The sequence below is a fragment of the Corallococcus aberystwythensis genome, from assembly GCF_003612165.1.
Lineage (GTDB): Bacteria > Myxococcota > Myxococcia > Myxococcales > Myxococcaceae > Corallococcus > Corallococcus aberystwythensis.
In genome coordinates, this window is sequence record NZ_RAWK01000166.1 from 1 (window position 1) to 22357 (window position 22357).

At 69.6% G+C, this 22357-nt stretch carries 21 protein-coding genes; 14 read left to right on the top strand and 7 right to left on the bottom strand.

The genetic code is table 11. The annotated features are described in order from the left end of the window. Positions 1 to 466, bottom strand: a 466-nt coding sequence (locus D7W81_RS25280) for an energy transducer TonB (RefSeq protein WP_244227416.1), incomplete at its 3' end; no start/stop codon positions are given. 403 nt (positions 467 to 869) lie between these two features. Between D7W81_RS25280 and D7W81_RS25285 the strand changes: the two genes are divergently transcribed. The 7 genes from D7W81_RS25285 (at position 870) to D7W81_RS25315 (ending at position 7807) form a co-directional block, all read left to right on the top strand. Beyond that, positions 870 to 1979 carry a GRAS family protein gene (locus D7W81_RS25285; RefSeq protein WP_120557961.1) on the top strand — a complete coding sequence of 370 codons (1110 nt, stop codon included), beginning with the start codon at positions 870 to 872 and terminating at the stop codon, positions 1977 to 1979. Beyond that, the gene (locus D7W81_RS25290; RefSeq protein ID WP_120557962.1) at positions 1976 to 2215 is read left to right on the top strand and encodes a CinA family protein; all 240 of its coding nucleotides are present in this window, start codon (positions 1976 to 1978) and stop codon (positions 2213 to 2215) included. The genes D7W81_RS25285 and D7W81_RS25290 overlap by 4 nt, the downstream gene beginning before the upstream one ends. 84 nt (positions 2216 to 2299) lie before the next feature. Next, positions 2300 to 2698, top strand: coding sequence for an STAS/SEC14 domain-containing protein (locus tag D7W81_RS25295; protein WP_120557963.1), 399 nt, complete (start codon positions 2300 to 2302; stop codon positions 2696 to 2698). Between the two features lie 12 nt (positions 2699 to 2710). Continuing rightward, complete coding sequence (locus D7W81_RS25300; RefSeq protein ID WP_120557964.1) at positions 2711 to 3994, top strand: AHH domain-containing protein; 1284 nt, start codon at positions 2711 to 2713, stop codon at positions 3992 to 3994. Between the two features lie 47 nt (positions 3995 to 4041). After that, a complete protein-coding gene (locus D7W81_RS25305; protein ID WP_368773750.1) occupies positions 4042 to 5238 on the top strand; it encodes an imm11 family protein in 1197 nt (398 codons plus the stop codon). Between the two features lie 23 nt (positions 5239 to 5261). Beyond that, positions 5262 to 6560, top strand: a complete 1299-nt coding sequence (sitA5, locus tag D7W81_RS25310; protein ID WP_120557966.1) for a SitA5 family polymorphic toxin — start codon at positions 5262 to 5264, stop codon at positions 6558 to 6560. A gap of 122 nt (positions 6561 to 6682) precedes the next feature. After that, the gene (locus D7W81_RS25315; protein WP_306440906.1) at positions 6683 to 7807 is read left to right on the top strand and encodes an imm11 family protein; all 1125 of its coding nucleotides are present in this window, start codon (positions 6683 to 6685) and stop codon (positions 7805 to 7807) included. On the opposite strand, the gene D7W81_RS25320 is transcribed toward D7W81_RS25315, so the two are convergent. Then, positions 7808 to 8434 (bottom strand): hypothetical protein, encoded by a 627-nt coding sequence (locus tag D7W81_RS25320; protein ID WP_120557968.1) that lies wholly within the window; start codon positions 8432 to 8434, stop codon positions 7808 to 7810. Continuing rightward, positions 8434 to 9351, bottom strand: a complete 918-nt coding sequence (locus D7W81_RS25325) for a fatty acid desaturase family protein (RefSeq protein ID WP_120557969.1) — start codon at positions 9349 to 9351, stop codon at positions 8434 to 8436. The genes D7W81_RS25320 and D7W81_RS25325 overlap by 1 nt, the downstream gene beginning before the upstream one ends. Positions 9352 to 9456: 105 nt before the next feature. On the opposite strand from D7W81_RS25325, the gene D7W81_RS25330 reads away from it, so the two are divergent. The 4 genes from D7W81_RS25330 to D7W81_RS25345 are packed head-to-tail and all read left to right on the top strand — an operon-like array spanning position 9457 to position 15868. After that, a complete protein-coding gene (locus D7W81_RS25330) occupies positions 9457 to 12306 on the top strand; it encodes an FG-GAP-like repeat-containing protein (RefSeq protein WP_120557970.1) in 2850 nt (949 codons plus the stop codon). 4 nt (positions 12307 to 12310) lie between these two features. Next, positions 12311 to 13072: a hypothetical protein gene (locus D7W81_RS25335; RefSeq protein WP_120557971.1), complete on the top strand. Its 762-nt coding sequence runs from the start codon at positions 12311 to 12313 to the stop codon at positions 13070 to 13072. Between the two features lie 19 nt (positions 13073 to 13091). Beyond that, positions 13092 to 14723 (top strand): GH3 auxin-responsive promoter family protein, encoded by a 1632-nt coding sequence (locus D7W81_RS25340; RefSeq protein WP_120557972.1) that lies wholly within the window; start codon positions 13092 to 13094, stop codon positions 14721 to 14723. Continuing rightward, positions 14720 to 15868, top strand: coding sequence for an aromatic ring-hydroxylating dioxygenase subunit alpha (locus D7W81_RS25345; RefSeq protein WP_120557973.1), 1149 nt, complete (start codon positions 14720 to 14722; stop codon positions 15866 to 15868). The genes D7W81_RS25340 and D7W81_RS25345 overlap by 4 nt, the downstream gene beginning before the upstream one ends. A 15-nt stretch (positions 15869 to 15883) precedes the next feature. Here D7W81_RS25345 and D7W81_RS25350 read toward each other — a convergent pair whose 3' ends face one another. The 3 genes from D7W81_RS25350 to D7W81_RS25360 are packed head-to-tail and all read right to left on the bottom strand — an operon-like array spanning position 15884 to position 18108. After that, positions 15884 to 16750, bottom strand: coding sequence for a hypothetical protein (locus tag D7W81_RS25350; RefSeq protein ID WP_147445617.1), 867 nt, complete (start codon positions 16748 to 16750; stop codon positions 15884 to 15886). 26 nt (positions 16751 to 16776) lie between these two features. Continuing rightward, positions 16777 to 17160 (bottom strand): hypothetical protein, encoded by a 384-nt coding sequence (locus tag D7W81_RS25355; RefSeq protein ID WP_120557975.1) that lies wholly within the window; start codon positions 17158 to 17160, stop codon positions 16777 to 16779. Between the two features lie 45 nt (positions 17161 to 17205). Next, on the bottom strand, positions 17206 to 18108 hold the full coding sequence (locus tag D7W81_RS25360; protein ID WP_244227419.1) for a DapH/DapD/GlmU-related protein: 903 nt from the start codon (positions 18106 to 18108) through the stop codon (positions 17206 to 17208). Positions 18109 to 18483: 375 nt separating this feature from the next. Here D7W81_RS25360 and D7W81_RS25365 point away from each other — a divergent pair, with 375 nt between their 5' ends. Further along, positions 18484 to 19920: an MATE family efflux transporter gene (locus tag D7W81_RS25365; protein ID WP_120557977.1), complete on the top strand. Its 1437-nt coding sequence runs from the start codon at positions 18484 to 18486 to the stop codon at positions 19918 to 19920. A gap of 3 nt (positions 19921 to 19923) precedes the next feature. Here D7W81_RS25365 and D7W81_RS25370 read toward each other — a convergent pair whose 3' ends face one another. Continuing rightward, on the bottom strand, positions 19924 to 21030 hold the full coding sequence (locus tag D7W81_RS25370; protein ID WP_120557978.1) for a GNAT family N-acetyltransferase: 1107 nt from the start codon (positions 21028 to 21030) through the stop codon (positions 19924 to 19926). Between the two features lie 97 nt (positions 21031 to 21127). Here D7W81_RS25370 and D7W81_RS25375 point away from each other — a divergent pair, with 97 nt between their 5' ends. Both D7W81_RS25375 and D7W81_RS25380 read left to right on the top strand, forming a co-directional pair. Further along, positions 21128 to 21391, top strand: a complete 264-nt coding sequence (locus tag D7W81_RS25375) for a GlsB/YeaQ/YmgE family stress response membrane protein (RefSeq protein WP_120557979.1) — start codon at positions 21128 to 21130, stop codon at positions 21389 to 21391. Between the two features lie 190 nt (positions 21392 to 21581). Beyond that, positions 21582 to 22357 (top strand): FKBP-type peptidyl-prolyl cis-trans isomerase (locus tag D7W81_RS25380; protein ID WP_147445618.1); only part of this gene is annotated, 776 nt, incomplete at its 3' end.

Below are 22357 nucleotides of genomic sequence, written 5' to 3' on the forward strand. Positions count from 1 at the left end.
GCACGGGCGGCGTGAAGCGGTAGACGAAGGGCAGGCGCACCGCCACGGGGACACCGCCCAGCGTGGCCGGGGTGAAGCGCAGGCCCGGGGCCGCGGCGAGCGCCGCGTCGGTGAGGCGGGCTTCCACGGCGGCGCGCACCACCTTGGCTTCCGCGACGCGGCCCTCCACGTCCACCAGCAGCTCCAGCTCCACCTCGCCCGGTGTGCCCTCCAATCCCTCGGGCCACGCGGCGGGCGCGTCGGCGGTGAGGCCCGGAGGCACGAGCGTCGCGTCGCTCCCGTCGGTGGAGAGGCCCAGGCGGACGGCGTCTTCGGCGGAGAGGGCCTGTCCCGCGTCGGTGGCGTGGACGTCCACCTCCACGGCGTGCGGCTCGCTGGTGGCGGAGGGAACGCCCTGAGCGTGGGCGAGCGCGCCGGACAGGAGCACGGCGGCCAGCACCAGGCGAACGGCACGGTGGAGGGACATGGCCGGGCGCTTCACACACGCCAGGCCGTCACCCGGGTCAAGGCGGGAAGGCTCCGGCACGACGTGGACACCGCATGCATTCATGGATTCGGCCCCTGACGTCCGTGACGTGTCCGGCCCGGGTCGGAAGTCGGCCCGCGGGGGACATACGTCCCGGGAGGGGAATCCCGGCTGTGCCTTCGTGCGCGGAGGCCACGGGTTCCATCACCCGAAGGCGTCTGGCCTCGCCAGTCCCTGCCATGGCACCCGCGCCGCGCCAGTCCGTCCGCTGGGGCGGGCGCGCTGTGTGAACGCGCACGGCCCTCTGTCCCGAGGTGCCGCCCCCTGGAGCCGCGACAAGAGCGGTCGTTACACTTTTTCATGTCGAGCGGAAGCCACGGCCACGGCTTCGCGGGGAGGGCGCATGCGCACGCCGAAGGACGAACTGCTGCTCCGGGCGATGGACCATGCGTTGTCCGCGCGAACGTTGGACGCGGTGGAAGCGCTGGCGGCGCTCTATCGGTTGCTGGACGCGGAGCGTGTCCCGGAGGACGAGAACTACGCCGTGTTCGCCACGGCGTTGTCGCGCCGGTTGGAGGGGGCGACGGGGGCGCTGCATCCGTACCGGGCCTCGGAGGTGGACGGAGGCGCGCCGCAGATTGAGCTGTTCCGGCGGTTGATGAAGCACCTGCCGCTGGCGTCGGCGGCGGACGCGGTGGCGAACGCGCTCTGCGCGAACTTCCTGCGGGGGCACACGGAGGCGACGCTGCTGGACGTGGGCATCGGGCAGGGACGGCAGGAGTGCAACCTGCTGCGAGCGTTGGCGAAGGCAGGCGCGCTGCCCCGGCACCTGACGGTGGTGGGCGTAGACCCCAGCGGCACGAGCCTGGTGGAGGCGCGCGAAGCGGTGCTGGCGGTGGCGGAGGAGGTGGGGCTGTCGCTCGAGTTCGTGAAGCTGGAGTCGCCGGTGGAGGACCTGGACGCGGCGACCTGGGCTGCGCTGCGAGGGGTGCGCCGGCCGCTGGTGGTGAACGCGGCGTTCGCGCTGCACCACGTGGCGGAGAAGGAGACGTCGGGTGTGGAGGCGCGCGACGCGGTGCTGGCGCGGCTGGCGTCATTGGGGCCGGTGGGAGTGGTGCTGTGCGAGCCCCACGTGGACCACCACCGTGCGCCGGCACGTGAGCGGTTGATCAATGCATGGCATCACTTCTCCCGCGTGTTCCAGTTGCTGGATACGCTGGAGGTGCCGAGCGCGGAGCGGCGCGCCATCAAGCGGTTCTTCGGCCGGGAGGTAGACGACATCGTGGGCACGGTGAACGAGTCGGAGCGGTGCGAGCGCCATGAGCCGGCGACGGCCTGGTGGGAGCGGTTGCAGCGCGCGGGCTTCACGCCGCGAGGCGGCCTGGAGGCGGTGTGTCCACGCGACGTGCATCCGGCGGTGGGGCTGTACGCGGAAGCGGGCACGGTGGGCATCACCTTCCGGGGTGACGTGCTGGTGTCGGTGCTGGCGGCGGTGCCGAGGGAGGGAACGTGAGCGACCTGGAGGCATTGGCGCCGAAAGTCATCGCGAGGTGCCGGGAGGCCGGGGTGCGGCTGGTGTTGGCGGAGGCGTGCACGGGAGGGCTGATGACCGCGGCGCTGACGGAGGTGCCGGGTGCGTCGGCGGTGGTGGAGCGTCACCGGTTCGAAGGGGAGCGTCGGCAGGTGCGCCAGGCGGCGGCGGCGCGCGGACTGGCCCTCCTTTTGGAGCAGCTGCGAGTGGAGTCTTGAATAGGGGGCTCATCCCTCCGGACGTTGGCACGTGGACGCCGGATGCGAGAGAAGGGTTGGTGCAGTCTCACGAAGGGGGCCTCGATGTATCGAATCGACGTGGACCGAGCGGAATCCATCGTGAGCTTCGCGCTGGAGGGCTACATCCGGCTGGAGGAGATGCAGCGTTTCGTGGTGGACCTGCGGGCCGCGACGGATGAGGTGGCGGGGCAGCCCATCAAGATCGAAGCGGACCTGCGCACGTTCCGGCCGGCGTCGCCGGAGGCAGCGGATCTGATCAAGAGGGTGCAGGAGTACGGGCTGCGCTCGGGAGTGACGCGGGTGGCGGAGTTGGTGCAGAACCAGATCGTCGCGTTGCAGTTGAACCGGGTGGCGTCCGGGAGCGGGACGGACAAGATCCTCCGCCGCTTCTGGCAGGAGTCCGCGGCGCGAACCTGGCTGAAGCACGGAGACGCGGAGCTGGGAGTCGCGCTGCAGGGCTGAAAGGGCCCGGACATGCCAGCGCGCTGGCTCTGCGTGCTGTGGGCGCTGTTCGTGACGGGCTGTGCGACGTCACGGACGCTGCGGTTGGACACGGGAGACGGCCAGGCGCGTGAGTACACACCGCGCAAGGACACGCCGCCCGTGGCGCTGGACGGAGACACCTTCGAGGAGACAGTGCGGACGCTGGCGCGCAGTGCGCCCGCGTCGCTGCATCATCCCGGAGCAAAGCGTCCACGAGCCTTGCTGGATGTCGTCTCCGTGGGGGGCGTCCGCGTATCGCAAGGAGGCACGGAGCTGGAAGCTGCTTACGGGCGCTGGTGCGTGCGCAAGCGGCTGTCCGGGGACTGCCTGCACCTCTTGGACAGAGGCCTGACGCTGGATGAGGAGGGCAAGCGGACGCTGGCCTTCCGCATCGCGTTGGACTCGGTGTGGGAGGAGACGGCCGAAGCCTTGGAGGGGATGGTGGACCCCGAGGCGATGGTGACGCTGCTGGCGACGACGGGCGCGGTGTACTTCGGGTTGTGGCTGGTGCCGGAGCCACTGCTGTCGAAGGGAGTTGCGGCGACGCTGACGGTGGCACTGATTGCATACCTGGGCTGGGACACGGTGTGGAGCCTCATCCAGGGCTGGAGGGTGCTGGCGGCGGAGGTGAAGGACGCGAAGACGTTCGACGCCATCCGAGACGCCGGAGAGAAGTACGGCGGGGTGATGGGGACGCAAGCCGCACGGGCCTTCGTGATGCTGACGATGGCAGCGCTGGGAGGCACGGCGCAGACGCTGGCGAGCAGGGTCGCGACCTTGCCCGGTTCCGCGCAGGCGGCGCTGGTGGGAGCGGAGCAGGGAGGCTTCCGGCTGGTGGCCGCGGCGGAAGTCTCAGCGGTCGCGGTGTCCGCGAGCGGCGAGGTGACAATCGCACTGGCACCCAACGCGGTGGCGATGTCCGCGAAGGGGCCAAATGTCCCAGTGCCCGTCGAAGTCCGCGTGCATCACATCGCCACGAACAAGTGGTGGGAAGCGACGCGCGATGGTGGCCCCTGGTCGCCCAAGTTCCAGAAACTCTTCGATCGTGCGGGGATGTCCTTGGATGACGAGGTGAACACAGTTCGTGTCGCCGGTCATAAAGGCCCTCATCCTCGGGAGTACCATGAAGAAGTCTACACAAGGCTGAGTGACGCTTTAGGCAGGTGTCGAACCATCGTGAGCTGCAAAGAGGCGCTGGTAGAGGAACTCCAAATCCTGGGCGGGCAGATCTCCAAGCAGAACACCCGGCTCAACTTGCTTGTCACCCAACCCTGACGCACAGGAGGCTGATCACGATGCGGTACTTCAAGCTTCTCGACGACATGGAACTGAATGACCGCTGGCTGCCGGGGGAGGCCATGAACTCCCAGGGACAGGAGCTCGATGACATCTGGCAGTTTGCGGATGGATGCCCAATTCAGTTCAATGAGCGTGTTCGGATTCCCATCGGTCATCCGGGAAGGATCGTCGACTACTCCGTGACGAGCGTCGGTGGTGCTCCTGTTGTCCATCAGAGAGTGGCGAGCGTGTTCACGGAGCTGGCACCTGACGAGGTGCAGGTCATCCCTGTCGATGTCGACGGACAATCGGATCCCTACTTCATCCTCGTCGCGACACGGACCCTTCGATGCATCGATGATCAGGAGTCCGCGGAGGTGCTGTACTGGAAGCCCGAGGACGGGCGACCGGAGAAGACCGGGCGATACAGGTCCGTCATGGGCATGCGCATCGACACGACGAAAGTGGGCGATGCCAAGGTCTTCCGTCCCTGGGGCTGGACTGGCGTTCTTATTGTCTCCGAGGACATCAAGGATGCGCTGGAACGCTCTGGTGCCACAGGGATGGCGTTCCGGGAAGTAACAGGCCCCAGCGAAGTCAGCCCCCAGCAGCGCGAACACAACCGCAAGCTCCAGGCGCTCTACGACCGGACCGAAACAGCCCGCACCGCGTTCTGGCGCACGCTGGGCACGCTGGATGAGAAAGCCATCCTCCCCATCGTCGTCGGAGGCGGGTGGCCCGCGAGACGCCAGGTCTGGCGCGTCATCCACCGGCCCGAAGGACGCACCCTCTTCGTGACGGATGGCCTCTCCGACTTCTTCGTGGATGCCGTGGAGCCGTCCGTGGGTTTCGGCCTGGAACTCGCGCTCGAAACCGACGAGCCCCAGGCGAAGTGGCCCGTGACGCTGCTGGAGCGCATTGCCAACGAGCTCGTGGGCCACGAACACCTGCGCGAACCCGCGAGGACCGGCCTCCTCTCCATGGAAGTGGACGGCGAGCACATGCCCGAACCCCTCCTGACAAAGGAAGGCCGCGTCGCCGTGCTCCTGGGCATGGACACCCCCACGCTCCCCAGCCACTTCACGATGCCAGACGGCCAGGTCCGGCTCGTCACCGTGAAGACGCTCATGCCCCGGGAACTCACGTACCTGCTGGAGCACGGCCGGGAGGAACTGCTCCACCGCTTCAACCAGTCCCCTCCCGGTCACCTGGCTCAAGCCTGGCGTCAGCCCGTGGTGTAGCGGTCAGAACCAGGAGGCAGTCCATGACGCTCCGCTCGGTGTGCGTGCTGTGGCTGCTGCTGGCGACAGGCTGCGCGACGTCACGGACGCTGCGGTTGGACACGGGAGGCGGCCAGTCGCGTGAGTACACACCGCGCAAGGACACGCCGCCCGTGGCGCTGGACGGTGACACCTTCGAGGAGACAGTGCGGACGCTGGCGCGCAGTGCGCCCGAGTCGGTGCATCATCCCGGAGCAAAGCGTCCACGAGCCTTGCTGGGTGTCGTCTCCGTGCAGGACCCGAGGCACGGCCGCGTGCGGGTGTCGCAGGGCGGCACGGAGCTGGAGGCCGCGTACGGACGCTGGTGCGTGCGCAAGCGGCTGTCCGGGGACTGCCTGCACCTGTTGGACAGAGGCCTGACGCTGGATGAGGAGGGCAAGCGGACGCTGGCCTTCCGCATCGCGTTGGACTCGGTATGGGAGGAGACGGCCGAAGCCTTGGAGGGGATGGTGGACCCCGAGGCGATGGTGACGCTGCTGGCGACGACGGGCTCGGTGTACTTCGGGCTGTGGCTGGTGCCGGAGCCGCTGCTGACGAAGGGAGTCGCGGCGACGCTGACGGGGGCACTGATTGCGTACCTGGGCTGGGACACGGTGTGGAGCCTCATCCAGGGATGGAGGGTGCTGGCGGCGGAGGTGCAAGAAGCACAGACGTTCGACAGCATCCGTGACGCCGGAGAGAAGTACGGCGAGGTGATGGGCAAGCAGGCGGCACGGGCCTTCGTGATGCTGACGATGGCGGCGCTTGGGGGCACGGCGCAGACGCTGGCGGCACGGGTGACGACGCTGCCCGGTTCCGCGCAGGCGGCGCTGGTGGGAGCGGAGCAGGGAGGCTTCCGGCTGGTGGCCGCGGCGGAAGTCTCAGCGGTCGCGGTGTCCGCGAGCGGCGAGGTGACAATCGCGCTGGCACCCAACGCGGTGGCGATGTCCGCGAAGGGGCCAAATGTCCCAGTGCCCGTCGAAGTCCGCGTGCATCACATCGCCACGAACAAGTGGTGGGAAGCCACGCACAACGGTGGCCCGTGGTCGCCCCAGTTCCAGAAGCTCTTCGACAAAGCTGGCATGTCCCTGGATGATCCCGCGAACAAGGTCCGTGTCCCGGGCCACAAGGGGCCTCATCCCGAGGATTACCATCGAAGAGTGTCCTCCCGGTTGAACGAAGCAATGGAGGACTGTGGCAGCATCCAGCAATGTCGCGAGGCGCTCACGAACGAGCTTCGCCGGCTCGCCAGCGAGATCTTGAACACGGGCACCAAGCTCAACAAGTGGGTCACGAAGTCATAGCTGGGCGGGAGTCTCTCGTGGCGATGCGGTACTTCGAACTGCTCGACGATTGGGATGCTCCCGCTCGGTGGTCACTGGGCGATCCAACCGATGCGTCCGGTCAGGAGGTCTCCAATCCATGGATGTTCAGGAAGGGTGAGCCCGTCAGCCTGGATGCACCGTTGAAGATTCCGGTCGACCATGCCGGTCAGCCATTGGGCTTCACCCTGGCGGGCATCGGTCTGGCGCCCGTCATCCATGCTGAAGCGGCAGCACTTCTGCGTCGGCTCGCCCCGAAGGATGTTCAGCTGCTCCCCGTGACGGTGGCCTCAGAGCCTGGGCCGCACTTCCTGGTCAACGTGCTTCGCCTCGTCAGGTGCATCGACGACGAGGCTTCGGAAGAGGTGCTGTACTGGAAGCCCGAAGATGGGCGACCGGACAAGGTGGGAAAGTACAGGGACGTCTCTGGCCTGCGCATCGACCCGGCGAAGGTGGGTGACGCCAGGATGTTCCGCACCTGGGGGTGGACCGTTGCGCTCATCGTCTCCGAGGACATCAAGGAAGCGCTGGAGCACGCGAACATCACCGGGGTGAAGTTCAGGGAAGTCACAGGCCCCAGCGAAGTCAGCCCCGAGGAACGCGAACACAACCGCAAGCTCCAGGCGCTCTACGAACGGGCCGAAACAGCCCGCACCGCGTTCTGGCGCACGCTGGGCACGCTGGATGAGAAAGCCATCCTCCCCATCGTCGTCGGAGGCGGGTGGCCCGCGAGACGCCAGGTCTGGCGCGTCATCCACCGGCCCGAAGGACGCACCCTCTTCGTGACGGATGGCCTCTCCGACTTCTTCGTGGATGCCGTGGAGCCCTCCGTGGGTTTCGGTCTGGAACTCGCGCTCGAAACCAACGAGCTCCAAGCCAACTGGCCCGTGACGCTGCTGGAGCGCATCGCCAACGAGCTCGTGGGCCACGAGCACCTGCGTGAACCCGCGAGGACCGGCCTCCTCTCCATGGAAGTGGACGGCGAGCACATGCCCGAACCCCTCCTGACAAAGGAAGGCCGCGTCGCCGTGCTCCTGGGCCTGGACACCCCCACGCTCCCCAGCCACTTCACGATGCCAGACGGCCAGGTCCGGCTCGTCACCGTGAAGACGCTCATGCCCCGGGAGCTCACGTACCTGCTGGAGCACGGCCGGGAAGAACTGCTCCACCGCTTCAACCAGTCCCCTCCCGGTCACCTGGCCCAGGCCTGGCGCCAGCCTGTGGTGTGACTACCGCATCCCCAGCACCAGCCACGCCGCCAGCGCCCCATACAGCGGCACGTTGAGCGCCAGCGTCAGCCGGTTGATGCTCCGGAACCGGGCCTGCTCCGCGTCCGCGAACCACACGCCGTCCTCGCCGGTGGTGCGTCCCTCCACGGCCTGATGGAACAGCGCCGCATAGGCCACCTCCACCCCCAGGGTCACCAGCACCAACCCCACCAGCGCCAGCGCCCACACGTCGCGCCCATCAAGCACGCCGGCCCACTTCTCCCCGGTGTACACGAGCCCCGCCCCCACCAGCGCGATGCACCCCAGGTCATGGCCCACGCCATACGGCGGCCGCCAGTTGCGTGACACGTAGAGCATGTAGAGCTCCGCGGCACCGCGCAGCCACATGGACACCGCGAACGCCCCCAGCACGATGCGCGCCTCCATCGGCACGGCCGCATCCAACGCCACCAGCGGGCACACGAGGAACCACAGGAACACCGCGTACAGCAGCCACGCCATCTTCGGCCCGGAGATGCGCCCACCCCGGCTGCCCTGCGCGTTCTGCCGGCGCCGGAACACCACCGCCGCGCCCGCGCACGCCAGCAGCGCCACCGTCAGCAACACCCGCGTCGACAAAGAGAGCATCAGTGGGACCGGGGATAGTGGTGGGGAAACCGCTCGACGTACCACGCGCGAAGCCGGGGCAGGTGCGTGAGGGACACCTGCGGATGCAGATGGTGCACCACGTGCAATCCCACGTGCCTGGGCGCCAATCCCAACCGCCCCCACCATCCGAGCCCATGGTCACGCGTGCACGCGAACACATCTTCCAGCTTGCGCCCCCGCACGGGCGCGGCGGTGTGCTCCGCGAGCAACCGGTGCGCGTTGAACCCTGACGCCACCAGCAGCGGCAGCCCATAGCCCCACAGCACCGCGGAGGGCCACCGCACCGCCAGCGCCAGCACCCCCACGAGGAACAGCACCTGCCCCGCCTCCGCGCGAGCACACGCCGTCACCTCCGCGTCCCGCGTGAGCACCCGTCCGGAGCGGTCCTGCAGGAACACGCGCGCATAAGCCGTGCGCAGCGAAGGCAGCACCCACGCGCAAAGCCCCACCGGCCCGCGCAGCACCCAGCCGGGAATCACGCCCACGAGCAGCAGCCACCGCCACGCCGTGCGCAGCCGTCCCCCGTCCGGAGGCTTGCGGTACGGATCCGAGGGCAGTCCCGCGTCACGATGATGGCGAAGGTGGTGATAGCGCATCGCCGCCAGCGTGGACGCGACCGGGTAGCCCGCGACGGCCTCCAGCAGACACAGTCTCCATTCGCGTCTTCGCGAAGGCAGGTGGACCGCGTCATGAAGCAGGACGCCCAGCGCATGCAGCCGTCCCGCGACGACGAGCACCGCCAGCGGCGCGAGCACCGGAGGCGCCCACGCCATGACCGCCCACCCCAAGGCCATCCCCGCCCACTCCACGGCCGCCAGGCGCAGCAGGCCGGAGGGCGTGGCCGGAACGAGCAGCTCGCGAGGCACCGCCGCGCGGCGAGGCAGGGAAGAGGACATCGGGCGCCAGGACTCCACGCATGGGCGCCGGACGCAAGCCCCGTGGGGATTGGACACCCGGAAGAGGGCACGGCACGCTCCGCGCGTGCACCGGGACGGTCAATCATGAGTGTGGATGTGCCGACGACGCCAGCCCTGACGGGCACGCGCGTGGAGTGGGGCGGCTGGGTGTTCCCCCGCTGGAACGACCCGAGGCTGCCCTTCGCGGCGTTGCTCACGCTCTACGGCGTGCTGGGCTTCACCTTCTTCGGCTTCAACCGCAGCCCCGGGCAGATGGCCTTCCTGGTCGTCTCCGGCACGCTGCTGGACGCGGTCCTGGGCTGGGTGCTCAAGCGCCGCAAGGAGGTACCGCTCTCCGCGTACATCTCCTGCTGTTCGCTGGCGCTGCTCCTGAACTACTCGCACGCGAGCACGCTCTTGTGGCTGCCAGTGTGGCTGGCCATCGGCTCCAAGTACGTGCTGACCTTCCAGGGGCGCCACGTCTTCAACCCGTCGATGTTCGCGGTGGCCGTGTCGCTGCTCACCACGCGCGAGCTCATCACCGCCGCGCCCGCCTACCAGTGGTCCAACGGCGAGGTCGCGCTGTCGGCCTTCATCGTGATGGCGGCGCTGGTGCTGTTCTTCTTCCGGGTGGGGCGCGGCTGGCTGGTCATCAGCTTCCTGTCCTTCTACGCGCTCCAGACGGCACTGCGCGCGTTCATCCTGCGCCACCACCTGCCGCCGGAGGTGCTGTTCCTGGGCACGCTGGGCGCGCCGTCGTTCTTCATCTTTGTCTTCTACATGCTCACGGACCCCGCGACGTCGCCGGGGACGCGCAAGGCGCAGGTGCTGGTCGCGCTGGCCATCACCTGCGTGGACCTGGTGCTGCACCTGAAGGAGAGCGTCTACACGTTCTTCTACGCGGCCCTCACCGTGGCCACCTGCCGCTTCGTCTTCATGCACGCGCGCGAGCTGTGGCGCACCCGGGGCGCGGCGCTGCGCCAGTTCCTGGCCCCGGACATGCTCCGGCGCGTGGGCGTGGTGGGAGGGCTCGGGGTGGTGCTGGCCACGGGCCACTCGGTGATGGCGGCACAGGGCGAGCGCTCGGCGCCCATCGCGTTCCACCTGGATGCGCAGGACCTGGCGCAGGCGGGCCTGTCCTCCCAGATGGGGCACACGCTGGAGGAGCTGGATCCGCGCGTGGCCCACGTCGCCAAGTGGCTGGTGGCCGTAGGCGACGCGGTGGCCACCGGAGACTTTGACGGGGACGGCAAGCTGGACCTGTTCCTCACGCACCCGCTGGGCACGCCGGAGCACCACGCGGGCCTCTACCGCAACCTGGGCGGGCTGCGCTTCGAACGCGTCACCGTGCCCGCGCTGGAGCGCTTCGCCACCCGCTACAAGCAGGAGGGCCTGGCGGGCGGCGGGACGTTCGTGGACTGGGATGGGGACGGGGACCTGGACCTCGCGGTGGCGGTGGCCTTCGGGCCGGTGCGCCTGTTGCGCAACACGCTGCGCGAGACGGGCACGGCGGGCTTCGAGGACGTGACGGAAGCCGCGGGCGTGACGGACCACGCGGTGAGCCTGGGGCTCACGTTCCTGGACTACGACCGTGACGGGCACCTGGACCTGCTGGTGCTCAACGCGATGACGACGCACCTGCCGGACTACCCGGATCCGGCGCCACCGCTCAACCTCTTCCAGCTCCCCGCGCCGGAGTACGAGGGCGACCGCCGCATGCTGCGCTTCATGCACGACGGCTGGCACAACGCGAGCAACGGCGGGCGCAACGCGCTCTACCGGGGCCGCGCGGACGGCACGTTCGAGAAGCAGGATGTGGAGGCGCTCGGCCTGAAGGAGACGCACTGGTCGCTCGCGGTGAGCACGGTGGACCTGAACCACGACGGGTGGACGGACCTCTACGTGGCCAACGACTTCGGACCGGACGACGTCTACCTGAATGAAGGCGGACGGCACTTCCGCCACCTCGTGGGCCAGCGCTTCGGAGAGATTGGCCGCGACACGTACAAGGGCATGAACGCGAGCGTGGCGGACTTCGACCGCAACGGCTGGCTGGATGTCTACGTGTCCAACGTGCACCACTCGCTCCAGGCGGAGGGCAGCCTGCTGTGGATGGTGGGGCCTGGGGAGGACGCCTTCGTCCCGCGCTTCAAGGACGAGGCGACCTTCCGGGGCGCGCTGAACGAGCGCCGCTTTGGCTGGGGCGCGGCGGCGGGGGACCTGGACGCTGACGGGTGGCCGGACCTGGTGCAGGCCAACGGCATGGTGGACGCGCGCCTGGACGCGCCGAAGTGGCGCATCCCGGAGGGGCAGCGCAACGACTACTGGTACGTGAACCACAAGCTGATGCAGTCCGGTCCGGAGGTGCACACGTACGCGGACAAGTGGGGCGACATCCGGGGCCGCGTGCTCTATCCGAACGAAGCGCGCCGCGTGTACCTCAACCTGGGCGACGCCCGGCCGGGGCACTTCGTGGACGTGGCGAAAGAGGTGGGCATCGAGGCGCCGGACAACTCGCGAGGCGTGTTGATGGCGGACCTGGACGACGACGGCGACCTGGACGTGCTCATCACCAACCAGCATGCGCCGCTGTCGCTGTATCGCAACACGCTGCGCGGCAGCGCCACGGACGCGAAGCCGGACGCGCACTTCGTGGGCCTGTCTCTGGTGGGGGATGGCCAGCGCACGCACCGGAGCGCGGTGGGCACGCGCGTGGTGCTGTCCTACGAGGAGGGCGGCAAGCGCGTGGAGCAGGTGCGCGAGGTGGGGCTGATGGGAGGCTTCTCCGCGTCGGCGGACCCCCGGCTGCACTTCGGTCTGGGCCGTCACGCGGGGCCGGTGAAGGCGGTCATCCACTGGTATGGCGCCGAGCCGCAGGAGGTGACGTTGGCGGCGGACCGCTACCAGGAGGTGCGCCAGCCTCCCGCGCCCACGGCGCTGCGGGGAGGGCCCTGAGGCGATGCTCTCCGCGATGAAGGGCACCACGGTGCGGCGGGAGGACCTGGACGCCGGCACCCGGGCGCGGATGCTGGCGCTGATGCAGTGCTGCTACGTGGGCGTGAGCCCGGAGCGCTTCCACGCGGATCTGGACGCGAAGCAGTGGGTGTTCCTGCTGCACGCCCGGCGCACGCGGGAGCTGGTGGGCTTCAGCACGGTGCGGGTGGCGGAGGAGGACGGGGTGGAGGTGCTGTACTCGGGTGACACGGTCATCCATCCGGACTGGTGGGGTCACAAGACGTTGCAGGTGGTGTTCGGCCGGTTGTTGCTCTCGCGCAAGCTGCGCAGGCCGTTCAGGCCGCTGTACTGGCTGCTCTTGTCGGGCGGCTACAAGACGTACCTGCTGGCGGTGAACTACTTCCCGCGCACGCATCCGCGACGGGACTGGGCGCCGCCAGAGGGGCGTTCGGAGTTCCTGCGAGCACTGGCGACGCGGTGGTTCGGCGCGCAGTACGACGCGGGGAAGGGCACGCTGCGCTTCGACGGCGCGCACTACCGGGTGCGGGACGGCGTCTCGCCCATCGACCGCGATGCGGCGGCCCACCCGCACATCGCCTACTTCGCCGAACGCAACCCGGGACACGCCGAGGGCGAGGAGCTGGTGTGCCTGGTGGAGATCCGCGGCTGGGACCTGGCGAGAGCGCTGGCACGAAGCGTCTGGGGGCAGCTGCGGCGCTTTGCTCGCCGCGAGCGTGATGCTTCACGGATCCGCGTGGGGACGTGAGGTGCTGACTTCACGCACGATGTTGTCCGCCATGATGGCGGCGCTGACGCCGTCCGCGCTGCGCTTCCGTCACGCACTGCGGGAGCCGGAGGCCGCGCAGGCGGAGTGCCTCAAGCGCATTCTCAGCTCCGTGGAGGGCACGGCGCAGGCAGGCCGCGTGGCGCACTTCGGACGCATCCGCACGGCGCGCGAGTTCCAGGACGCCGTCCCGGTGTCCACGCCGGACACGGTGGCGGAAGACGTGGAGCGCATCGCACGAGGAGAATCGCGGGTGCTCACGCGCGAGCCCGTGCTGCGCTTCGAGCTGTCCGGTGGCTCCTCGGGCGCGTCCAAGCGGGTGCCGGTGACGCGAGGACTGCTGCGGGAGTTCCAGCGAGCGCTCGCGCCCATGCTGCACGAGGTCTTCCTTCGCCGCCCCGCGGTGCGCGAGGGCCCCAGTTACTGGTCCATCTCTCCACTGGGCCGGAGACAGCAGCGGACGGCGGGAGGCATCCCGGTGGGCTCGGCGGAGGACAGCGCGTGGTTCCCGCGTCCGTTGCAGCCGCTGCTCTCGCGCGTCTTCGCCGTGCCGGGCGCGGTGGGCCAGGCTCCGCACGTCGAGCCGTGCCGTTACGTGACGCTGTGGTTCCTCGCGCGGTGCTCGAACCTGTCGTTGATCAGCGTCTGGAATCCCAGCTTCCTCACGCTGCTGATGGACGCATTGGAGCGGCACGGCGAACGGCTCGCGGAGGACCTGGAGCGCGGGACGCTGCGGCCTCCCGAACAGGACGCGGACGGCACACCCGTGCCTGAAGACCCCGCCTGGACGGCGCTCGTGCAGGGGCTCCAGGGCGTGCGTGACACACAGCGGGCCCAGCTGCTGCGTGAAGGACTGTCCTCCGCTCGCACGTTGTGGCCAGGGCTCGCGCTCTTGAGCATGTGGACGGATGCCCAGGCCTCGCACGCGGTGGCCAGCGCATGCCGCCGCTTCCCGGGCGTCGAGATCCAGGGCAAGGGCCTGCTCGCCACGGAGGGCGTCATCACGGTGCCGCTCTTCGAAGCGCCCGCGCCGGTGCTCGCGGTCCGAAGCCACTTCATCGAGTTCATGGACCCAGAGCACCCCGACACTCGCCCGCTCCTGGCGCACGAGCTGACGGCGGGCCGCACCTACGTGGTACTCCTCTCCACGTCCGGCGGGCTGCTGCGCTACCGGCTGGGGGACCTCGTCCGGGTGGAAGGCTTCGTGCACGCGACGCCCTGCCTGCGGTTCCTCGGCCGGGCGGACGCGGTGTCGGACCTCGTGGGGGAGAAGCTCTCCGCCGCGCGAGTGGGCACGGTGCTGGACGCCGCACTGGGCCCCACGCGTCCGGCCTTCGCCATGCTCGCCCCGGAGTGGGGGACACCGCCGGCCTACCGTCTGTTCCTTGAGACGGATCAGCCCTGCGACGCCATGGCCGCGAACGTGGAGCGCGCCCTGTGCGAAGGCCATCACTACCGCTACGCACGCGAGCTGGGACAGCTGGGCCCGGTGCGCGCGGTGCGCGTGACACAGGGGACACGGCGCTACGAGTCCCGGTGCATCCAGCTGGGGCAGCGCGCGGGCGACATCAAGCCCGTGGACCTGCACCGTCAACCCGGCTGGACGGAATGGTTCTCAAGAGGGACGTCATGACAGTGCGCACCGTGGACCTGGACGCGGAGGCGGACCTTGCCCGCTGTGGCGCGCTGAAGGACTTCTGGTACGTGGCGTGTCTCTCCACGGAGCTGCCCGCGAACCGGCCTCTCGCGCGCACCGTGTTCGGCACGGGGCTGGTGCTCTTCCGGGGGCCGGACGGCGCCCCCACCGCGCTGCGCGACCGCTGCCTCCACCGCAACGCACGTCTGTCAAAAGGGGACGTGTTCGACGGACGGCTCGGCTGCCCGTATCACGGCTGGGTCTACGACGCGTCCGGCACGGTGGTGGAGATCCCCGCGCTGGGCCCTCCCCAACGCGGCGAGAAGCTGGATGCGCAGGCCTGCGCGCATGAAGGCCTCAAGCCCGCACCCTGTGACGTGGGGCGGCTCGCGCGCTTCCCCACGCGGGAGCAGGACGGGCTCGTCTACGTCTACCTGGGCGCGGACGTGACGCAGGCCCGCGCGGAGCCCTTCCGGGTGCCCTACTGGGGCGAGCGCGGCTGGACCGTCTACTTCATGGTGACGCGCTTCGCGAACGGCGTGACGAACCTGGTGGAGAACTTCATGGACGTGCCGCACACGTCCTTCGTGCACCGGGGCTGGTTCCGCAACCCCACGCGCAAGCGCGTCCCCTCCACTGTGAAGCGCCACGCGGGCCGGGTGCGGATGACCTACCACCAGGAGGAGGACGCGCTCACCGGCCTGGGACGCCTGTTCAACCCGCGCGGCCTGCCGCTCGTGCACACGGATGAATTCATCGTCCCCAACGTCACGCGCGTGGACTACCAGTGGGGCGACAGTGGCTTCGCCATCAACTCGCAGTGCACGCCCATCGGGCCCACGGACACGCTGGTGTACACGGCCATCAGCTACCGGCTGCCGGTGGACATGCCGGGCGCATGGGTGGGCCGGGCGCTGACGCCGCTGGTGCGCTGGTACACGCGGCAGGTCATCCAACAGGACGTCGTCATCATGGAGACACAGCGCCAGGGACTGACGGACGGCCCTGGCGGCGGCGTGTACTCCGGCACGGAGGCGGACCTGCACCACGCGGACATCGAGGCCTACCGCCGCTGGCTGCGCGAGGGCGCGCACGGCCCCGGCCCCGAGGACGCGGAGCGCGACGTGGTCTTCTGGGTCTAGCCGACCGCGGGAGGCTCAGTTGCCCTCCGGGCTCCGCTTCAGCTTCGACACATGCATCAGCACCCGGGGACCTGACCCTTCCGTCGTCAACCGGTAGCCGGCCTGCCTGAGGCGATACATCCAGGCCGCATCCATCTCAGCAAGGTCGTGCTCCAGGAGCCATACGCCGTCCTCCTTCCGGGAAAGCGTCAGCGCAGGCACGACGTCAACGTCCAGGAGCCCCTGGACCAACGGCAGTTGACCCGGAAGGTGCCCAAGCCCCTTCAACTGTCGCGCGCGAAGACGTTCAAGCAGGGCAAGACGGTGCGTGAGCCTCGCCACGCCTCCCGCCAACACGCCGGACTCCCATCCTTGAATGTCGCGCTCCGTGGCGAGGATCTCCGCCCGCAGCTCCTTGCTGGTTCCGGCCCAGAACATTCCACGGGGAGGAAGTGGATATCGGGTGACCTTGGCCGCGGCTGCCTTGAGCGTCGGACAGGCTGGCCCTGAAGCGAGGTCCATCGACCACGCCTCGCGACGGATGGAGAGCCTCTCGAGAGAAAGAAAGGGAGAGCTCTCCCCGAGCGCCTCCACTGCATCGACGATGCTGCTCGCGGCTCCCGTCCCTTGGAGCCGAAGCACCATCCCCTCACTGCTCTCGCGGAGCACCGGCACCTCCGCCCCACTCACGGATTGCGTCAGCCGTGAGAGCAGCTCGTTCTCGCCGTTCGGGGGACAGTGGAGGCGAAGGTGCTGCTCCACGCTTTGCAACTCACGCTCCCGCTCCTCCCGGTTCTCGATGAGATCCATCATTTCAGCGCGTTCGAGCCGCGCGATTCGCGCCGTGTTTCTCAGTTGCCGAATCTCCTCCGTCTCGCAGGCACAGAGCCCCAAGGCAACCATGACGACGCATGTCCGTCCCCACATGGTCAGACCGGGGTGCCGGAGGACTGCTCCTCCCCGGAACCCGAGGAGGGAAGCATCGCCAGGTAGTAACCGGAGAGGAAGGTCGCCCCCAGGAAGACCCAGTGGAGCAGCCCCTGCGTGAGCGCGAAGGGCAGCTGGGGCAGGTGCTCATGCAGCCACATCAGCGTCGCCATGGCGTTTGACGCATGGCACGCCGCCGCCAGGCCCAGCGTGACGCAGATGAGCCCCACCTGCGTCCAGGTGTTGGCGGAGGAGGTCACCAGCCGGGCCCATCCGCCCAACTGCGCGAGGATGCGCGGGTACACGACCTTGCGGAAGAGCGCGCCGCAGACCAGGCCCAGCAGCAGCGGGCCCGCGATCTCGATGATGGAGTTGAACGGATCCATGACCCGTGACGATGCCTCACGGCCTCCGGTCAACGCAATCGCAGCTCAGCCCATGCGCCGCAGGCCCGGCAGGTCCTCCGGCCGCAGCACCCAGCGCGGTGGCTCCGGCGGTGACGTGCGCGTGCCCACCTGCGCCGCGGGGAAGCCCTCCACCAGCGCGTAGTCCGGGAACACCGCGCGCGCCTTCACCAGGCTGCCGGCCGCCACGTGGCAGCCCTTCCCCAGGTGGCTGCCCTCGCAGAGGATGGCGCCGGGCTCCACCACCGTGCCCGCGCCCAGGTTGCACGCGTGCAGCACGCAGCCGGGGCCCACGACCACGCCCTCCTCCAGCACCAGCATCGTGTCCGGCTGCAGGTGCAGCACCGTGTTCTCCAGGATCTGCACCCGCGCGCCAATGCGCACCGGCCCGTTCAGGTCGCCGGTGATCTTGACGCCCGCCCCGATGATGGCCCCCGCGCCGATGACCACGTCGCCGGACACCTCCGCGGAGGAGAAGAGGGTGGCGGTGGGGTGGACGAAGGGGTGGCGGTCTCGGAAGGCGTACAGCTGTCCCATGGGGGCGTCCTCGGCGCGGTCTCGCGCGGAGAAAAGAGTCAATGGAGCGGCGGGCAGTGACAGGTCGCCGCCCCGGCGCTGCTGCAGGTGGGACAGGTCCTCCGCGGAGAGCATCCGCAGGACCTGCCCCGGCCGGCCCAGCACCACGGATTGATCCGGCACCGTCATGCCGGGTGGCAGCACCGTGCCCTCGCCCACCAGGCATCGGTCGCCCAGGGTCACGCCGGGCATGAGGACGGCGCCGTCACCGATGTCGCACAAGGACCCCACCCGCGCACCCATGACCAGCGACCGGCAACCCAGCACGGTCTTCTCGCCAATGGTGGTGGGGCGCTCGGGGGTCCCTACGACCACTGCGTCCTCGCGCAGCGCGGAGAAGGCTCCCAATGACACGGAGCCTCCTACGGAGCGCACCACGGCGCCGCGGGAGATGATGGCTCCGGGCCCTACCTGCATGGTGCCCAGCAGTCGCGCGGACGAAGCCAGGGTGAAATGAGGACCTACCGCGGTGGGCAGGAGGGAAGCGGTCGCGGGGGAGGGACTCATCGGGATGCAGCAAGCTACTCCCGGCGTTCCCAACGGCATGTTGTCCCGAGGCGCGACCCTCCGTCCGGCAGCCAACGCTCGCCCGCCGCCTCGACGAGGGTGGGTGCCGCACCTTCAGATGTCAGGAGTCGGTGGCAGGGTGCGTAGGAAGCCGCGTCGCTGGGCGCCACGTGTGGGCGTTTCGCGGTAGGAAGTCCCCTCGCTTTCGAAAGGCCGCACCCCGTGGAAGAGACACCCCTGGCGGACCGGAACGCCCAGGTCCCCGCGCCCGTGGACAAGGGCGTGTGGACGCTGGTGAAGGAGGCCCTGCACGGCACGGAACAGGACCTGACGCGGATGCCGCTCGGGCGAGCCATCTTCCTCTTGGCCGTGCCCATGGTGCTGGAGATGTGCATGGAGTCGGTGTTCGCCGTGGTGGACGTCGCCTTCGTCGGCCGGTTGGGCGCGGAGGCGGTGGCCACGGTGGGGCTCACCGAGGGCATCCTCACCATCATCTACGCGGCCGGCATGGGCCTGAGCATCGGCGCCACGGCGATGGTGGCCCGGCGCATCGGAGAGAAGGACGCGGACCGGGCGGCGCGCACGGCGGTGCAGGCCATTGGCCTGGGAGTGATCATCTCCGCGGTGCTGGCGGTGGCGGGTATCGTCTTCGCCCGGCCCATCCTGGCGGCGCTCGGCGGCTCGCCGTGGGTGCTGGAGCACGGCGTGGGCTACACGCGCGTGATGATGGGCGGCGTGGTGAGCATCCTGTTGCTCTTCCTCATCAACGCCATCTTCCGGGGCGCGGGCGACGCGGCCATCGCGATGCGCGTGCTGATGCTGGCCAACGGGCTCAACATCGTGCTCGCGCCGTGTCTCATCTTTGGTTGGGGACCGTTCCCGGAGCTGGGCGTGGTGGGCGCGGCGTGGGCCACCACGCTGGGGCGGAGCGCGGGCGTGGTGTACCAGCTCGTCCGGCTGGTGAAGGCGAACGGCCGGCTCCAGGTGCGGCGTGAGCACGTGGCGCTGGAGCCCGCGACGATGCTCGCGATGTTGCGGCTGTCGGGCGCGGGGATGGTGCAGGCGCTGGTGAGCACGACCAGCTGGGTGGTGCTGGTGCGCATCGTGGCGACGTTCGGCAGCACGGCGCTGGCGGGCTACACCATCGCGATCCGCATCGTGATGTTCGCGCTGCTGCCCGCGTGGGGCCTGGGCAACGCGGCGGCCACGCTGCTGGGGCAGAGCATGGGCGCGGGAGACCCGGACCGGGGCGCGAAGGCGGTGTGGCTGGCGGGCAAATACAACCTGATGGTGCTGGGCACCATCGGGGTGTTGTTCTTCGCCTTCGCGCATCCGCTGCTGGGGGTCTTCACCACGGACGCAGCGGTGGTGGACGAGGGCGCGACAGCGCTGCGCGTCTTCTCCTTCAGCTTCTTCTCCGCCGCGTACGGCATGGTCATCACCTCCGCGTTCAACGGCGCGGGGGACACGCGGACGCCCACGCTCATCGACCTGGGGTGTCTCTGGGTGCTGGAGCTGCCCCTGGCGTGGGTGCTGGCGAAGCCGCTGGGCCTGGGCGCGGTGGGGGCATACCTCGCGGTGCCGGCGGCCTTCGCGGCGATGTCCGTGCTGGGCATCGTGTTGTTCCGGCGGGGGCGCTGGAAGACGCGGGTGGTGTGAGCGTCAGGGCAGGCAGATCTCGAAGCCGGTGCGTCCTCCGGGGAAGGTCCTCGGGGGACGCGAGGCGGGCGTGACGGCGTAGAGGTGGAAGTCCAGGCGCCGTTGGATGAAGCCGTCGAAGGCGGAGGCCAGCGGGTCGCTGGTGTCCTGCTGCACGGTGAAGAAGTGGAAGCCCTGGCCGTGGAACGCGGCGTAGACAGCGTCCAGCAGCGCGCGGAACACGGCGGGGTCCTCTGTCGGGATGCTGGTGTTGCAGAGGTAGAAGTAGCGGAAGTCGCCACCGGGAGCGGGCAGGCGCGGAGCACCGGTGACGGTGGCCAGCGCATTGAAGCCCCGGCGCACCCACTTCATGCCGCCCCGGTACGCGAGCACGCGGTAGCGCTTCACCGCGTCGGGGTTCCACGCGGAGGTGCAGCCGACCAGGTGCCCGGCAGGGTCGAACGCGAGGAACGAATCCTCCACGCGAAGCCCCGGCCAGCGCGCGAGCCGGTGCTCCAGTTCACCCGTGTCGAAGCGGTAGCCGAAGGGGCGCGAGCGGTGGTCCGCGTCCAGCAGCGCGGCCATCGCGGGCACGTCCGCGGCGGTGGCGCGGCGCACGGTGTAGCGGCTGGGGCGCGGCTTGCGGCGCAGGACGAACTGGAGGGACACGGCGGAGAACGCGCGCATCAGGTGGTAGTGCGGCTGCGCTTCCCGTGAGGCGCCCCGACGCACGAGCGCCTGGAGCGCGGCGGCATTGGAGGCCATGACGGCGGTGAGGAACACGTCCACGCCGTGGCGGCGGGAGGTCTCCTCCAGGACGGGCCCATAGAACCGCGCCAGTCCCCGGGAACGGCGAGCGGAGAAGCGGGTGCGAAGGTCGCCCAGGTAGCCCACGCGGCACGGCCGGCCCTCCAGCCATCCATCGCGGACATGGATGGCGCCCATGCCATCCAGGCGGGAGGGGTCGCCGTGGGCCCAGACCTCGGCTTCACCGCGCTGCATGGCGAAGAGGCCGAAGTAGTCGGGAGAGCGCTGCGTGCTGAGCACCAGGTCCCCGGTCATGGGCACGTCGCCGAACAGGTCCAGCAGCGCGGCGTTGTCGTCCTGGGTGGCGCGGCGGAGGGGGCTCATGGGTCGCGCGGCAGCCTATGCGACACCCGGGTGGACTTCCGCCCCCGCCCACCGTGCGTCACATTGCGGACCGGACACACCGCACCGGGAGGACGTCATGGGGCTGTTGGGGTGGATCATCTTCGGCTTCTTCGCGGGGCTCATCGCCCGGGCCGTGCTGCCGGGGAACCAGCGCCTGGGCTGTATCGGCACCACGCTCCTGGGCGTCGCTGGTGCCTTCGTGGGCGGCTTCCTCACGTCCGTCTGGCGGGGCACCCACTGGCGCGACCCGGAGCCCACCGGCTTTGGCGGCGCCATCCTGGGCGCCATCGTCCTGCTCCTGGTCGCCCAGGCCGCCTTTGGCGGCCGGTCCTCCCGGTAGCCGGGAATCCCGGGCCAGCCCGCCGGTTTGGGGGCCCGGCGGCCGGTTGTCCTACCTCCGTGGACCCCCTTCCGGGGAAAGCACGGTTCCCAAGAGGATGCCGGGCATTTTCTGTAGTACACCGCGCCCCAGGCATGCAGCGGGGGGCGGTCGGCCGCCGCTGAGCCAAAGGAAAGGCGACGACATCATGATGAAGAAGACGATCCTGATCGCGGCGATGCTGAGCCTGACGGCCTGTCAGGGCGGGAAGCCCGGCGAGACCCCCTCCGCCACCGGCACCACGACGGCGGGCGCCGCGGGCGCTCCCCAGACCGAGGAGCAGAAGACGCTGTACGCGCTGGGCCTGTCCATCGGCCGCAGCATCAGCGTGTTCGACATGACCCCGCAGGAGCTGGAGTTCGTGAAGGCGGGCCTCTCCGCCCAGGTCACCGGCCAGAAGTCCGACGTGGACCTGGAGACCTACGGTCCCAAGCTCCAGGACCTCGCGCGCGAGCGTTCGCTGCGCAAGGCCAACGCGGAGAAGGAGAAGTCCGCGAAGTTCCTCGAGGAGAAGGCCAAGGAGACCGGCGCGCAGAAGACCGAGTCCGGCCTCATCTACAAGGAGACCCAGGCGGGCACGGGTCCCCAGCCCCAGGCCACCGACGTGGTGAAGGTGCACTACAAGGGCACCCTCTCCGACGGCAAGGAGTTCGACTCCTCCTACAAGCGCGGTGAGCCCACGCAGTTCCCGCTCCAGGGCGTCATCAAGTGCTGGACCGAGGGCCTCCAGAAGATGAAGGTCGGCGGCAAGGCGCAGCTCGTGTGCCCCTCCGACATCGCCTACGGCGACCGCGGCGCGCCCCCGAACATCCCCGGCGGCGCCGCCCTGGTGTTCGAGGTGGAGCTCCTGGAGATCGTGAAGGCCCCCGAGGCCCCTCCGGGCATGCCCGGCATGCCCGGAGGGGCCTCGGGGGCTGTCTCTTATAC

Coding starts and splice junctions, on each gene's coding strand:
- D7W81_RS25285 (WP_120557961.1), top strand. CDS start 870: ATGCGCACGCCGAAGGACGAACTGCTGCTCCGGGCGATGGACCATGCG.
- D7W81_RS25295 (WP_120557963.1), top strand. CDS start 2,300: ATGTATCGAATCGACGTGGACCGAGCGGAATCCATCGTGAGCTTCGCG.
- D7W81_RS25300 (WP_120557964.1), top strand. CDS start 2,711: ATGCCAGCGCGCTGGCTCTGCGTGCTGTGGGCGCTGTTCGTGACGGGC.
- D7W81_RS25305 (WP_368773750.1), top strand. CDS start 4,042: ATGGAACTGAATGACCGCTGGCTGCCGGGGGAGGCCATGAACTCCCAG.
- sitA5 (WP_120557966.1), top strand. CDS start 5,262: ATGACGCTCCGCTCGGTGTGCGTGCTGTGGCTGCTGCTGGCGACAGGC.
- D7W81_RS25315 (WP_306440906.1), top strand. CDS start 6,683: ATGTTCAGGAAGGGTGAGCCCGTCAGCCTGGATGCACCGTTGAAGATT.
- D7W81_RS25320 (WP_120557968.1), bottom strand. CDS start 8,434: ATGCTCTCTTTGTCGACGCGGGTGTTGCTGACGGTGGCGCTGCTGGCG.
- D7W81_RS25325 (WP_120557969.1), bottom strand. CDS start 9,351: ATGTCCTCTTCCCTGCCTCGCCGCGCGGCGGTGCCTCGCGAGCTGCTC.
- D7W81_RS25330 (WP_120557970.1), top strand. CDS start 9,457: ATGAGTGTGGATGTGCCGACGACGCCAGCCCTGACGGGCACGCGCGTG.
- D7W81_RS25335 (WP_120557971.1), top strand. CDS start 12,311: ATGCTCTCCGCGATGAAGGGCACCACGGTGCGGCGGGAGGACCTGGAC.
- D7W81_RS25340 (WP_120557972.1), top strand. CDS start 13,092: ATGTTGTCCGCCATGATGGCGGCGCTGACGCCGTCCGCGCTGCGCTTC.
- D7W81_RS25345 (WP_120557973.1), top strand. CDS start 14,720: ATGACAGTGCGCACCGTGGACCTGGACGCGGAGGCGGACCTTGCCCGC.
- D7W81_RS25350 (WP_147445617.1), bottom strand. CDS start 16,750: ATGGTTGCCTTGGGGCTCTGTGCCTGCGAGACGGAGGAGATTCGGCAA.
- D7W81_RS25355 (WP_120557975.1), bottom strand. CDS start 17,160: ATGGATCCGTTCAACTCCATCATCGAGATCGCGGGCCCGCTGCTGCTG.
- D7W81_RS25370 (WP_120557978.1), bottom strand. CDS start 21,030: ATGAGCCCCCTCCGCCGCGCCACCCAGGACGACAACGCCGCGCTGCTG.
- D7W81_RS25375 (WP_120557979.1), top strand. CDS start 21,128: ATGGGGCTGTTGGGGTGGATCATCTTCGGCTTCTTCGCGGGGCTCATC.